Here is a 13,643-nt window from a genome sequence, read left to right on the forward strand (position 1 = left end):
AGGGCTACCCCCGAGGATGGGATCCCCTGCAGGCTCTGTCCCTTGACCTGGCCTGTATTATGTGTAGTACAATAGAATACAGGCTGCCTGGGCAGAGGGTTGCGCGCTTTTGCGTGCCACGGGCGAGCAGGGAGGACATGGGAGTTGTAGCGCAGCGGCTGGATGCCCGCGGGATCCCAGGGGTGGATCATGGGGTTGTGCTGAGGTTGGCGATGCCCTTGGCGCTCAGCGCTGGCATTCAGGCGCTGATGGGCATAACCGACACCTGGTTTATCGGCCAGATCTCCAGCCAAGCCTTGGCCGGGATGAACGCCGCTTGGTTGCCCACCCAAGTGGCCTTGACCCCTTTCATGAGTCTGGGGCGAGCAGTGCAAACCTTGGTGGCGCAAACCTACGCCGGCGGAGATCCGAAGGGGGCCTCTCGCTATGCCTGGTCGGGAGTTGAGCTGGGGTTGGGCCTATTGCCCCTTTGTGGCCTCTTGTCGCTGTTGGGGAGCTTGCTGTATTCAGGGCTGCCCCTGCCGGCGGGGGTGGCGGAGCAAGCGGCAGATTATTGGCAAGTTCGCGTTTGGGGGGGATCCGCTCTCTTGGGCAGCTTTGCCTTGGCGGGTTTTTTTAACGGCATTGGTTGCACCTGGATCACCCTGTGAGTGGCTGGAGCGTGCTGTTCAACGGCATCCTCAATGCCCTGTTCATTTTCGGCCTGGGCTGGGGGATTGCCGGAGCCGCCTGGGGCACGATCCTGTCGGAATACGGGGAGCTGGCCCTTTACCTGCTGCTGTTTCTCTCGGCCTGGATCCAGCGCGACTACGCTACGCGGCAAACCTGGCTTTTGGCTCACAAGTCCCTGCGGCCCTTGCTGCGGCTGGGCCTGCCGATGGGGATCTACGCTTTGGCGGACATGAGCTCTTTCACGGTGTTTCAGTTGCTGCTGGGCCAGTTGGGGGCTGTGGAGGGGGCAACGGCCCACCTGTGTCTGATGTTGTCTCGCTTTGCCTATTTGCCGGCCCTCGGCTTGGAACAGGCGGCAACCGTCCTGGTGGGCCAGGCCGTTGGCGCCGGGCAGCCGGCTTGGGCGATGCGCTTGGGGAATGCGGTGATAGCCTGGACGGTCGGCTACATGGCCGTGATCGGCGGCGGGCTGGCGCTTTTTAGAGAAGCCTTGCTCGGCCTGTTCGTGGCCGGGACAGATGCCAACGCCGCGGCGATTGTGGAGTTGGGGGGGAGGCTTTTGCAGATCATCGCGGTTTCGTTTCTCTTCGATGGCATCAACTTCTCTGCCGCGGGATCCCTGCGCGGCGCGGGAGACGTGCGGGCCCCCATGGCGATCATGCTCGGGATGAGCTGGCTCTTTTTCTTGCCTTTGGCGCAGATGCTGATCTTTTCCCACAGTTGGATCCCCTTCCTGCCGGGGTTGGGATGGGGGGCTGTGGGGGGCTGGTTGGCCATGCTGATCTATGTCGCCGGCTTGGCCGGCCTGTTGCTCAGCCGCTGGCGCAGTCGGGTGTGGCAAAAGGCGGCTCTGCGTCAGGGCCATCGCCATAGTGAGTTGAGCTAGCGCGCCAGCTCAAGGCGCTGCTGGAGAATTTGCTCGGCCAGCACCAGATCCCAGGGGGTGGTTAACTTCAGGTTAGACTCCTCCCCTTCCACGATGTAAACCGGCCAACCCAGCTTCTCGAATAGGGCTGCGTCATCGGTTACCTGCCACCCCTGGGCCAGCGCCTCCCGATGGGCTTGCCACAACAGCGACAGGCGAAACCCCTGCGGCGTTTGGGCTGCCCACAGCCGGCTGCGCTCCGGTGTCGATTGGATTTGGATCCCCTTGGGGCCGGTCTCGGTGACCTTGATCGTGTCCTTGACGGGGATCGCCGCAATCAAGCCGTCCACCTGCTCCAAGGCAGCGCTGCAGCGATCGAACAATTCAGGGGTGGCCAAGCAGCGGGCCCCATCGTGAATCAATACCCGCTCCACCGTTCCCCGCCCATAGAGATACTCCACCCCCCTGTAAACCGACTCCTGCCGCGTCGCCCCCCCTTGCAGAAGCTGCACCGGCGTGGCCAGCTCGATGGACGCCAGGATCTGCTCTATGGCCGGCCAGTCGCCGGGCTGAGAGAGAATGCCGATCCACTCGATGGAACGGGCCCGATCCGCCGCCTGCAACGTCCAAGTCAAGATAGGCTGGCCCAAAAGGGGCAGCAACAGCTTGTTGACCGCCGCCCCCATCCGCTTGCCGCTGCCAGCCGCCGGGATCAACAGGTGCATGGGATCCAAAAGCGCATCCAACCGGATCCCAGTTTACAGTTAGGGAGGGCCAAACCTGGCCCTCCGCATCGTTGACAGGGGCGATTGCTGCCGCTGCCGCTCGAACGTGGATCCTCCCTAGAGCCGCAGGGCTGCCTCAAGGTTGCTCCAAATTGGCGGCAGCGCTGACAAAATCCGGGTAGGCCACGTTACCGTGCTCGCCCACATCCAAGCCGGCCAGCTCCTCTTCGGCACTGGTGCGCAGGCCAACGGTTGCCTTGAGGATCAAAAACAGGATCAAGCAGGTGATAAAGGGCCAGAAGAAATAGGCCAGAGCCCCCACCACCTGCACCCCAAATTGCGCCCAGGTCACCCCTGAATCGGCGTGGGCAAACCAAGGGATCCCGGCTGCCAAGAGTCCCCAAATGCCGCAGGTACCGTGTACCGAGATGGCCCCCACCGGGTCGTCAACCTTCAGCACCGTATCCAAAATCACCACCTAGATCACCACCAGGATCCCGGCCACCGAGCCGATGATCAGAGCCCCTACAGGATGGACGGTATTGCACGGGGCGGTGATGCCCACCAAGCCGGCCAGCACCCCGTTGGCCGCAAAGGTCATATCCGGCTTGCCAAAATGCGCCCAGCAGGTGATCATCGCCCCAATGGCTCCCGCCGAAGCTGCCAGCAGCGTGTTCATAGCAATCCAGCCAACATCAGGGCTGGCAGCAGTGGTCGAGCCAGCGTTGAACCCAATCCAGCCAAAGGCGAGGATAAACACTCCCAGCATCCCCAGGGGCAGGTTGTGCCCAGGAATTGCCCGCGGCTCCCCGTCAGGGCCATACTTGCCAATGCGAGGGCCAACCACCATCGCCCCGGCCAAGGCAGAAGCACCTCCCACCAGGTGCACCACCCCTGACCCGGCAAAGTCGATGAAGCCCAGATTTTCCAGCCAGCCGCTGCTGCCGCCGTTGTAGTCGCCGAACAGGCCATTCCAGGCCCAGCTCCCCGAGATGGGGTAGATCAGCCCAGAGATGACGACAGAGTAGATGAGGTAGGCCAAGAACTTGGTGCGCTCCGCCATGGCGCCGGAAACAATGGTGGCAGCGGTGGCGGCAAAGACCATCTGAAAGACGAAGAACGTAAAAGGCCAGTCCCCTGCTTCGTGGGCTTGCTGCCAGCTAAAAGCAAACCAGCTCCTGCCGGAGAAGCCGCCATTCTGGCCAAACATCAGGCCAAACCCAATGACCCAGAAGGCGCAGCAGCCCATGCAGAAGTCCATTAGGTTTTTCATCATGATGTTGGCAGCATTTTTGGAGCGGGTAAAGCCCGTCTCCACCATGGCAAAGCCAGCTTGCATGAAGAACACTAAGGCTGCCGCCACCAGTGTCCAGATGGTGTTGGCGTTTTCCTGGACAGCTTCGGCATCCTGAGCGAAGGCGCTCTCCTGACCAAGTAGAAAAACCAGGGAAATCGTCAGCGCAGCAGCTAAGCCCCACTGAGCTGGTCGCCAGAGCCGCTGCACTACTTGGCCTTTGAGCCTTTGGATCATCATTGTAGACATGTTCTTCGACTCACCTAGCAAGACGGTACTTTTGGCAACGCCATTACAACAAAAAGATACGCCCCGCCACCTCCCAAGCCAAGATGAGGCTGAGGTGAGAGACTGCAAAAACAGCTCCTTCACAGGGCGTCTTGGTTCATTTCACCGGTGCGGATGCGGATGGTTTTCTCGACGGGGCTGATGAAAATCTTGCCGTCCCCAATTTCGCCAGTGCGAGCTGCTGCAATTAGCTTCTCGACCACCGTATCCACCAGGTCGTCTTCGACCACGATCTCTACCTTTAGCTTCTGCAGGAACTCGACGGTGTACTCGGATCCCCGATAGCGCTCGGTTTGTCCCTTCTGCCGACCAAAGCCCCGCACCTCGGTTACAGTCATGCCAACAATTCCGGCATTAACCAGGGCTACCTTCACCTCATCCAGCTTGAAGGGCCGGATTACAGCCTCGATCTTTTTCATTGGCCTCCCATATCCCCAACAGTTCCGCTAATTTCTAACACTGCTAGCACCTGCAAATTGTAAATCCAAATACATTTTTTATCTCTTGCAGGATGTTTAACACTTTGGATTTGCTCTCGTCAAGGCAAAAGCTCGGAATAGGGGCAGGCTAGGGGGAGGAAGTCTCCGGCAGCGCCTCAGGAGTTTGGTCGCTTGGCTAGGGGCTGCCAGCAGCCGAGCTGGCGGTGATAAGAGCCACCGCCAGCCACCACAGCATTTGCACCTGGGGACGGTACCAGATGGTATCCACCAGGCCGTGGGCCATCATGCCAGTGCAAGCCGCTAAGCCTGCGGCCACCCACAGGCCCTCGGGATCCCGGGAGCTGAGCAAAGTGTTCCAGCATCTCCAGCCGTGATCCCAGAGCACCAGCAAAAACCAGGCAAAAGCCAGGGATCCGACGAAGCCGGTCTCCAGTGTGAGTTGCAGCGGCACCGAGTAGGCCCCGAGGGCGCTGAAGTTGCCTCGCTGGTAGAGGGGATAGACGCGGTTAAAGGCGACATTGCCGGGGCCGATCCCCAAGATGGGAAAGTCGCGGATCATCTCCAGCACGGCGGCCCAGACGTTGAGGCGAAAATTGTTGCTGGTATCTAGCCGTCCCCAAAAGAGACTCTGAGCCCGCAGCCGCAGGGGACGTACTGTTAGGATGGCAAGCAACAGCGCGGCTGCTCCCCCTCCCAACAGAGCCGGCAGCGTCCAACGCCGCCAACGGGCCGGCAAGTGGGGGGTGTGCCATTGCGCCAGCAGCACCGCCATCATTCCCAGCGCTGCTAGGCCGCCAATCCAGGCGCCGCGGCTGTAGGTCAGCACCAGGCAGATGAAGTTGACGGCGGTTGTAAACCCCACCAGGAGCTTGATCCCCCAGCCCGGCCAGAGGAAGATGGCAGCCAGCCCCAGGGGGAGGAGCGGAACCAGGTAGCCCCCATACAAATTGGGGTTGCGCAGATAGCTGTACACCCGCGTCAGGCCTGCCAAGCCCGATTCCGGATCCACCCAGGTGGCCAGCTCGGCAGCCCCGTAAAAGTATTGCCGCAGGCCATAGACCCCCATCGCCAAGCTGACCAAAAGCAGGGATCCGACGATCCAATCCCGAAACTGCAGTTGGCGAAGCAGACGCTGCAGCAGCAGATAGCCGGCCAGGTAGAGCGTCAACTTCAGCCAGCCCTCCCGCGCTGCATAGGGAACCGGCGAAAGGATCGTGGCCAGGGTGGCAATTCCCCAAAACAGGCCTAGGGGCAGATGGACGGGCAGCCAAGTTGGGGTTTCCACCAGCCAGCCCAAGACCACAAGCGCCGCCATGGCCAGCAAAATCAGACCTAGGATGCCGGTGGAGCTTTGCGCCGAAAAGACCCAATACAGCAGCACCAGGCCCAAACCGATCCAGTCAGAGGTTTGCACCAGTAGGCTGCTTTTGCCCCAACTCCGCAGGGATCCCGACACTCGGCTTAAAAGGCTGCCCTGCCACCAGGACTCGATAGGAAAATCCCGCAGCAGCAGGCCGCGCCACAGTCGCGTTGCTCGTTCCATGGCTCCTTCCAGCGCCCTGGGCACTTGTGCTTCAGGCCTATCTTCCGAGTTTATCTCCCCAGCGAACAGGGGCAAGGGCGGGAAGGCAAGCGGGATCCCCCTTCTAGAACTCGCAGACTCATTGCTAGAGTTAGCTGCCTCGCCGACCTCGAAGCGCCCTTTAGGCAAACGAGGCTAGCGGGTGGGGCTGGGATTTCCCAACCTCTTCAGAGTTGAAAGGGGAAACCCCTGCTCCCAACTGGCCTGCATTGAAGACTTGGGGATTACAATAATGAATTTGCACACGAATAGGCCGGCCTAAACCCAGAGCAGATCCCAGGCAGCGGGCTAAAACCTGCACCTTGAACTCCAGTTCGCCAATGGTGTCCATACGCTTGCAGCCCTCCCTCCAACCCCGTCTCTAAGCTCAGCTTAGGAGAAGATTGATGATAGTTCTTCAGTGGGAATACAGGATTTGCCAAGCTAGATCATGCAAAGCTGGCGTTTTTTTAGAGAGAAAAGAAGCTGAAACTTGGCCAGGCTTTCTCCGGAAGATCCCGGATAAAGACCCGGAACCTGCCGCTGATTAACGTAAGCAAAATAACGCCTAGAGAAACTACGGAAAAAAGCTGGAGACCAAGCTGAGGGGACTTGGGGGAGTATGCCTGTCTACCTTTACTGGGGAGATGACACCTATCGGCTGATGCAGGCGGTGCACCAGTTGCGGGAGCAAGTGCTGGATCCCGACTGGGCCGCTTTTAACTACGATCGCCTGCCGCCGGAGTCCACACTGGCCGGACTTAACCTGGCCATGACCCCGCCCCTGGGATCCAACGCTCGCCTGGTTTGGCTGGAAGAGACGACGCTCACCCAGGATTGTCCGGAAGAGTGGGTAAGGGAACTGGAGCGGACGTTAGCCTCTTTACCCCCCACCACCCATTTGTTGTTGACCACCCGCAACAAGCCCGATGGACGGCTCAAATCCACCAAGCTCCTCAAGCAAGTGGCCCTTGCCCGCGAGTTTCCCCAACTGGCCCCCTGGGATGAAGAGGGTATCCTGAGGCAGGTATACAGCGAGGCCCGGCAGCGGGATCTCAAGCTCAGCCCAGAGGCAGCCCAGAAGTTGGCGGAAGCCGTGGGCAACGACTCCCGCCGCTTGGCGATGGAACTGGAAAAGCTGGCTTTGTTTACGGTCAACCAACGGGATCCCATCTCCCCTGAGCAAATCGAGGCTTTGGTGCCCGCCAGCGCCTACAACAGCTTTCAACTGGCCGCCTCCCTGCGCCAGGGCAACTTGGATCAGGCCCTGCGCATCCTGGCCCATCTTTTGGATCACAACGAGCCGGCCCTGAAGATCCTGGCGGTGTTGGTGGGGCAATTTCGCACCTGGCTGTGGGTAAAGCTATTGCTGGAGGAGGGAGAACGGGATCCCAAAGTCATCGCCCAAAAAGCAGAGATTGCCAATCCCAACCGGGTTTATTTTCTCCAAAAAGAGGTGGGATCCCTAAAAAGCTCGGCGCTGCTGCAGGTGATGCAGCAACTTTTACAACTGGAGTATCAGCTCAAGCAAGGTCAACCGGAGCGAGAAGTGTTTCAAGAGGCTCTGATCCAGATTGTGGCCATTCTCCAGAAATCCTGAGCCTTTTCGTTCAGGGACAGTTCTAGCAACGGGCAGCCTACCCACCGGGATCAGATCCTTCACCAGGGAGGATCCCTCTTCGGAACTCAGAGTAGGTAGAGCAGGATAAACAGCACAATCCAAACCCCATCCACAAAGTGCCAGTAGATCTCAGCAGCCTCGACGCCAAAGTAGTGTTGGGCGCTGTAGTGACCCGGCTTCAGGGATCGCCAAAGCACCGCCAAAATAAACAGCAGCCCCGCCGCCACATGTAGCCCGTGAAACCCGGTCAAGACATAGAAGGTGCTGGCAAACAAGTTGGTGGTAAGGCCAAACTCCAGGTGGCTGTACTCGTAGAGCTGCCCGGCCAAGAAAATCGCACCCATCAGGGCAGTGAGGGCAAACCACAGCCGTAGCCCCTTGACGTTATTGGCCTGGATGGCGGGCTTGGCCTGGTGGATAACCAAGCTGCTGGCGAGCAAAATCGCCGTGTTGATCCCAGGCAAGAGCAATTCCCGCTCCGGCGTCCCTTCCGGCGGCCAGACGGGGGCCGTGAGGCTGTAAGCCAAGTAGGCCATGAACAGGCCCAAGAATAAGCAGCCTTCCGCCACCAAGAACATCAGCAGACCAAAAATGCGATGATCTGGGTGCTCAGCGTGAGCGGTGTGGGCCTGAGTGTGGCCGGCTATCAAGGCATCAGCAGCAAGGGATCCTTGCATATTCTTCTCCACTCAAAAAATAAACCAATCGAACCTTAGAATTCCTGAGACCGTGTGGCCAGCCCAGCCGGGATCAAGACTGGAATGCCCGGTGAGTAGAAGATGGAGACCCCCTGCTAAGAAGAAGTCGTAGGCTCTGCTTCCGCCAACGCCAGCTCCCGCAAGCTCTGCAACTGGGCGGCAAAGTAATCCAAAGTCTCCTTGCTGTGCAGGCCGTAGTCGTAGGGGCCGGTCAGCAGAATGGGATCCCCGTAGAAGTTGTGGGCAGGCGGCGGGGAAGAAGTCGCCCACTCCAGGGTTAGAGCCTGCCAGGGGTTGTCGCCGGCCTTGGGCCCGGCCACCCAGGAGTAGATGGCGTTCACCAAGAAGGGCAGCGTGGAAATGGCTAGAACAAAAGCCCCCACGGAGCTAATCCAGTTGAGGTCGGCAAATTGCGGGTCGTACTGGGCCACGCGGCGGGGCATGCCCATCAGGCCCAGCTTGTGCATCGGCAAAAAGCACATGTTGAAGCCGACAAAGGTCAACACAAAATGCACCCGCCCCCAGAACTCGTTCAGCAGCCGCCCGGTCATCTTGGGGAACCAGTGGTAGAGGCCGGCATAGATGCCAAAGACGCTGCCGCCAAACAACACGTAGTGTAGGTGGGCCACCACAAAGTAGGTGTCGTGGACGTGGATATCCAACGGCACCGAAGCAAGGATGATCCCGCTCAAGCCGCCGATGACGAACATGGAGATAAAGCCCATGCCAAACAACATGGCCGAGCGGAAGTGGATCTTGCCGCCCCAGAGAGTCGCCAGCCAGCTAAACACCTTGATCCCGGTGGGAACGGCAATGGCCATGGTGGCGATCATGAAAAACACCCGCATCCAGTCGGGAGTGCCGCTGGTAAACATGTGGTGAACCCAGACAATCAAGCCCAAAAAACAGATGGCCAAGCTGGAGTAGGCAATGGCTTTGTAGGCAAAGATGGGCTTGCGGGCGTGCACCGGCAAGATCTCCGAGATCATGCCGAACACCGGCAAAACCATGATGTACACCGCCGGGTGGGAGTAAAACCAGAACATGTGCTGGTACACCACCGGATCCCCGCCGCCGCTGGGGTTGAAGAAAGCCGTGCCCGCCAACAGGTCAAAGCTGAGCAGGATCAGCGCCCCCGCCAGAACCGGCGTTGCAATGAGCGTGATGATGGAAGCGGCCAGCATCGCCCAGCAGAACAAGGGCATATCCTCCATCTTCATGCCGGGCAGGCGCATCTTGAGGATGGTGGTGATGAAGTTCACGGCCCCCAGGATCGAAGAGGTTCCGGCCAGCAAAATGCTCAAGATCCAGAGCTCTTCTCCCACCTTGCCACTGATGAGGCTCAGCGGCGGATACGAGGTCCAGCCAGCTGAGGGGGCCTCGATAAACAAGCTGGCCAGCAGCAAAAGGCCACTGGGTGGAACCAGCCAAAAGGCGACGGCGTTCAGCTTGGGAAAGGCCATGTCCCGCGCCCCGATCATCAGCGGCACCAGGTAGTTGCCAAAGCCCCCCATCAAAGCCGGCACGATCCACAAAAAGATCATGATCGTGGCGTGCAGGGTAAAGGCCCCGTTGTAGCGCTCAAAGCCGAGAAAGTCCGCCTCTGGGGTAGCCAGCTCCGCCCGTACCGCTGTGGCCAGCGCTCCCCCCACCAAGTAGAAGAAAAAGGTGGTCACCAAATACTGGATCCCAATGACCTTGTGATCGGTGGAGAAGGTAAAAAAGCGCCACCAAGGCTCGGCGGGAGGATCCAGGCTGGCTTTGGGGGCAGCGGCAAGGGTGGGATTGTCCTGTAGCTGGGTCATGGCAAGAAGCTCCTACTGGCGTCACCAGAATGTGCGTCAAGGGGGAGTTGGAGAGAGGCCAGCTCAGCCGGCGAGAGGCCCAAACGTTGCCGGTGAACTTGGACAAAGGCAGACTCCGACGGAGAAAATTCCAGACGATGCCCGTGCTGGAGAGGCAGTGACGGCGAGTCCGCCGCCAGGGCAAGGGCGCCACCCTCTCCACCGGCGGCCAAAACTTGCTCCTGCTGCCAGCGCTCGAACTCTTCCGGCGTCTCCACAATTAGTTGCCCGGCCATCACCCCATGGTAAGGGCCACACAACTCGGCGCAGACGATGGGGTAAGTTCCCAACTGCGTGGGCACAAACTCCAAGTGGGTTTCTCGGCCCGGAATGAGATCTTGCTTGAGGCGAAATTGCGGCACCCAGAAGGCGTGGTTGACATCCAGAGCCGTCATATTAAGGCGCACCCGCTTGTTAAGAGGAAGGTGCAGCTCGCCAGCCACCAAACCCGACTCCGGATAAGTGAATACCCAAGCATATTGCATGCCCTGAACTTGGACAACCAGCTCCGGCTGGCCCATCTCCTTTCCGGGCAGCAGCGCGGGAGTGTAGGCATAGTCCGGATCCCCTGCTGCTGAGTCTTGGGAGGGCTCCATCGCCATGGCCGTGTGGATGTGACCGCCCACATCGGCGCCCCCATACACCGCCTGATAGACATCGAGGCTGGCCAGGCCCAGCCAGAGGATGATCACTGCTGGCACCGCTGTCCAGACGATCTCCAGCAGCACGTTGCCGTGGTTGGGATCCCCATCCCCACGGTCGCCCCGCCGCTTGCGGTAACGGATGGCACAGTAGAGAAGCACCCCCTCCACCACCAAAAAGATCCCCGTGGCGATGGTGATCGTGCTGTTGAAGAGGCTATCGAACAGAGGAGCCGAGTTGGCCGCTGCTTCGGGAAGCAGATGGTGATTCTGGCCATACCAGAGGCTGGCCAGGGTCAGCAGAACCCCAATACCCACCAAAATGATGTTACTGAGCGCACTCACGACTGCTCTTCCCCACTGCAAATGCAAGGCACGCCCGCCCTAGACAAAATCTGTTCTGCGAACAGAGCCGAAGCGGGCCACACCCATCCTTCATATCCATTTAGGTCACGGGAGCTGGAGAGGATTGCCCAGGCTTAGGGATCTCTTCAGAATCTTCATCGCTGGGAATTGGTAGAGGGGAGCGGCTTGATTGGCAGGATCGACAGAGCTTCTGGAAGATGAACGATGCATGCAGAGGAGGCGTGGCTCAGCACAAAGAAATTCTTAAAAAGCCTTCGCCAGCCGCAAGTCTGCATTTAGGATCCGTTACAGGGGAGTCAGTCTCCTTGTCTGCCTATAGCTAGATGCTGAGCCAGTTAGACCTCAAAGACCTATTGAATTAAGTTCGCTAACTGAAATGGATAGCTTAAGTATCGATCTCGATTATTTTTTATGCAGATTATTCCGAGCTTGGATTGACTTGCAATAACTTTTTCAACGGCGATGGACTCTTCGATTTCCCAATCTCACGCTCATCCCTTGCCGTCTAGGGAGCTTTCCCTGCGCATGGGGCAAGCCTTGCTGGGTTTAGCAGCGGCCACTTGGCTGTTGATGGGACTGGGCAGTGCCACTCGAGTCATGAATGCTGGCTTATCCTGTCCAGATTGGCCCCTCTGCTATGGAGAGCTTGTCCCCACTGAGCAGATGAACCTGCAGGTGTTTCTGGAGTGGTTTCACCGCCTGGTGGCTGCTGGGGTGGGCTTGGCCACCCTGCTGCTAACGGGGTTTGCCTGGCTGAAGCGCAAGGCCTTGCCCGCTTGGCTGCCCTGGGGCCTGAGCTGGGCTTTTGTCTTGGTCGTGGCCCAAGGGATCCTGGGCGGGCTGACGGTAACGGAGCTGTTGCGCTTTGACATTGTGACGGCTCACCTGGGCACGGGCCTGCTGTTTTTTGCCACGCTGCTCACCTTGGGATTGCTGGCCCTGCCAAGCGTCGCTCCTTCGGAGGAGGGAAGAGCTTCTGTTGGCTACTTGCCCTGGCTCGGCTTGGGGGCAGTGCTGCTGGTGTACGTCCAGAGCCTTCTCGGAGCTTTGGTGGCTTCCCAATGGGCGTTGCACCAGTGCTTAGCTGCTGGCGAGCTGTGCGGGGTGATGAACGGTCACTTGCTGGGGGTGGCTCCGGCCACACTGGCGGTGTTGGTGGTGGCGGTGGCCACAAGTTGGCGACGCCGGCAGCTCCCGCGGATTCTCAAGCTGCTGGGCCATGGTTCGGTGGGCCTTTTGCTGGCGCAAGTAGGGGTTGGCGTTCTTACCTATCGCTACCGGCTGCAGGTGGAGCCCTTGACGGTAGCCCACCAGATGATTGGGGCAGCTTTGCTGGGGTGCTTGCTGGGCTTTACGGTGCTGGCCTGGCGTACGAGCAACAGCCTTGAAAGCCAGGAGGAAGGAAGCTCTCCCCGGAGCCCTCGGAGGGTAGCCGCGGCCGCAGAGATCAACGGCAAGTAGTTCCATGGCAGATATCCTTCAAACCTACCGTCCAGATCCTTGTCAGAACACGGTGACAGGGATCCCTTTTGGCCATCACCAAAGTCTTGCGCAGGTTTTGCGCAGCTATAGCCAGTTGGTGAAGCCGAAGATCATCGCCCTCTTGCTGATGACCACGGCTGGAGCCATGTGGATGGCGGGCAATACGGATCCTTTCAAGTTTGGCGTCACCCTCTTGGGGGGGGGGATGGCGGCGGCAGCAGCCAATGTCATCAACATGGTGTACGACGCCGATATTGATCGGATGATGGAGCGAACCCGCCATCGTCCTTTGCCTTCTGGCCGCATTCGGGCACGCCATGCCCTGAGGTTTGCCGGGATCCTGGCTGTGATGTCCTTTGGCTTGCTGGCCTGTTTTACCAATTTGCTGGCTGCCAGCTTGGCCATGGCGGGGATCCTGGTGTATGTAGGGGTCTATACCCACTGGCTGAAGCGTTCCAGCCCCCAGAACATCGTCATCGGCGGAGCAGCGGGGGCGATCCCCCCTTTAGTGGGCTGGGCAGCGGCTACGGGCGAGCTGAGCTGGGCTGCTTGGGTGATGTTTGCCCTCATCTTTTTGTGGACCCCGCCCCACTTCTGGGCCCTAGCGATTTTAAAGCGAGAAGACTATGCCCGCGCCGGGGTGCCGATGCTGCCGGTGGTGGCCGGAGAAAGGCCGACTGCCGCCCAGATTCTTCTCTACGCCCTGTTGCTGGTGCCGGTCAGTCTACTGCTGGTTTACCCTTTGCACGTGCTGGGATCCTTTTACTTGAGCGCGGCGACCCTGCTGGGATCCCTTCTAATTTGGAAGGCGGTGCAGTTGCTCCAGGAGCCGCACAGCCGGGAGCGGGCAGCCTCCCTCTTCACCTTTGCCAACCTCTACTTGCTGCTGTTGTGCGGTGCCATGGGGTTGGACAGGTGGTCGCTGACCCACACCCTTTGGGATCAAGCCCTTGCCTCTCTCCAGGGTGTCTATGCCAGCCTGGGGGCGCTGGCCAACCACCTTGGGGCAATGGGATCCCTGGGTTGACGACTTAACCAATTGACATCCTCCCCGGCCTGAAGGCGGGGGATTCTTACACGGTCGTCGCAAAGGCGTTGTCAAAGCGCCTCTAGACAGTTCCTGAAGGCAAAGCCCCAAGGTTCTGC

At 59.5% G+C, this 13,643-nt stretch carries 11 protein-coding genes and 1 pseudogene; 5 read left to right on the forward strand and 7 right to left on the reverse strand.

Annotated elements, in window-relative coordinates:
- The first annotated feature begins 137 nt into the window (after positions 1-137).
- A complete protein-coding gene (locus tag NW848_RS04220; protein ID WP_041438346.1) occupies positions 138-650 on the forward strand; it encodes an MATE family efflux transporter in 513 nt (170 codons plus the stop codon).
- The gene (locus NW848_RS04225) at positions 647-1,558 is read left to right on the forward strand and encodes an MATE family efflux transporter (protein ID WP_041438348.1); all 912 of its coding nucleotides are present in this window, start codon (positions 647-649) and stop codon (positions 1,556-1,558) included. Before NW848_RS04220 ends, NW848_RS04225 begins: the two co-directional genes overlap by 4 nt.
- Here NW848_RS04225 and ispD read toward each other — a convergent pair.
- The 4 genes and pseudogenes from ispD to NW848_RS04245 all read right to left on the reverse strand — a co-directional run bounded on the left by ispD (position 1,555) and on the right by NW848_RS04245 (position 5,827).
- Positions 1,555-2,262: a 2-C-methyl-D-erythritol 4-phosphate cytidylyltransferase gene (gene ispD / locus NW848_RS04230; protein WP_099813180.1), complete on the reverse strand. Its 708-nt coding sequence runs from the start codon at positions 2,260-2,262 to the stop codon at positions 1,555-1,557. The genes NW848_RS04225 and ispD overlap by 4 nt on opposite strands.
- A gap of 136 nt (positions 2,263-2,398) precedes the next feature.
- Positions 2,399-3,805 (reverse strand): annotated as a pseudogene (locus tag NW848_RS04235) (ammonium transporter).
- 119 nt (positions 3,806-3,924) lie between these two features.
- Complete coding sequence (locus tag NW848_RS04240) at positions 3,925-4,263, reverse strand: P-II family nitrogen regulator (protein WP_414401695.1); 339 nt, start codon at positions 4,261-4,263, stop codon at positions 3,925-3,927.
- Between the two features lie 196 nt (positions 4,264-4,459).
- Positions 4,460-5,827 (reverse strand): IctB family putative bicarbonate transporter, encoded by a 1,368-nt coding sequence (locus tag NW848_RS04245; RefSeq protein WP_414510470.1) that lies wholly within the window; start codon positions 5,825-5,827, stop codon positions 4,460-4,462.
- A 640-nt stretch (positions 5,828-6,467) separates the two neighbouring features.
- On the opposite strand from NW848_RS04245, the gene holA reads away from it, so the two are divergent.
- Positions 6,468-7,445: a DNA polymerase III subunit delta gene (holA, locus tag NW848_RS04250; protein WP_011430355.1), complete on the forward strand. Its 978-nt coding sequence runs from the start codon at positions 6,468-6,470 to the stop codon at positions 7,443-7,445.
- Positions 7,446-7,531: 86 nt separating this feature from the next.
- Here holA and NW848_RS04255 read toward each other — a convergent pair whose 3' ends face one another.
- The 3 genes from NW848_RS04255 to NW848_RS04265 all read right to left on the reverse strand — a co-directional run bounded on the left by NW848_RS04255 (position 7,532) and on the right by NW848_RS04265 (position 10,994).
- Positions 7,532-8,143, reverse strand: coding sequence for a heme-copper oxidase subunit III (locus NW848_RS04255; protein ID WP_011430356.1), 612 nt, complete (start codon positions 8,141-8,143; stop codon positions 7,532-7,534).
- A gap of 116 nt (positions 8,144-8,259) precedes the next feature.
- The gene (ctaD, locus tag NW848_RS04260) at positions 8,260-9,969 is read right to left on the reverse strand and encodes a cytochrome c oxidase subunit I (protein WP_414388584.1); all 1,710 of its coding nucleotides are present in this window, start codon (positions 9,967-9,969) and stop codon (positions 8,260-8,262) included.
- Complete coding sequence (locus NW848_RS04265; RefSeq protein WP_011430358.1) at positions 9,966-10,994, reverse strand: cytochrome c oxidase subunit II; 1,029 nt, start codon at positions 10,992-10,994, stop codon at positions 9,966-9,968. Before NW848_RS04265 ends, ctaD begins: the two co-directional genes overlap by 4 nt.
- A gap of 483 nt (positions 10,995-11,477) precedes the next feature.
- Here NW848_RS04265 and NW848_RS04270 point away from each other — a divergent pair, with 483 nt between their 5' ends.
- Both NW848_RS04270 and NW848_RS04275 read left to right on the forward strand, forming a co-directional pair.
- Positions 11,478-12,476 (forward strand): COX15/CtaA family protein, encoded by a 999-nt coding sequence (locus NW848_RS04270; protein ID WP_049749751.1) that lies wholly within the window; start codon positions 11,478-11,480, stop codon positions 12,474-12,476.
- A 52-nt stretch (positions 12,477-12,528) separates the two neighbouring features.
- Complete coding sequence (locus tag NW848_RS04275; protein WP_099813179.1) at positions 12,529-13,524, forward strand: heme o synthase; 996 nt, start codon at positions 12,529-12,531, stop codon at positions 13,522-13,524.
- The last annotated feature ends 119 nt before the right edge of the window (positions 13,525-13,643 follow it).

The organism is Synechococcus sp. RC10A2 (assembly GCF_047502605.1).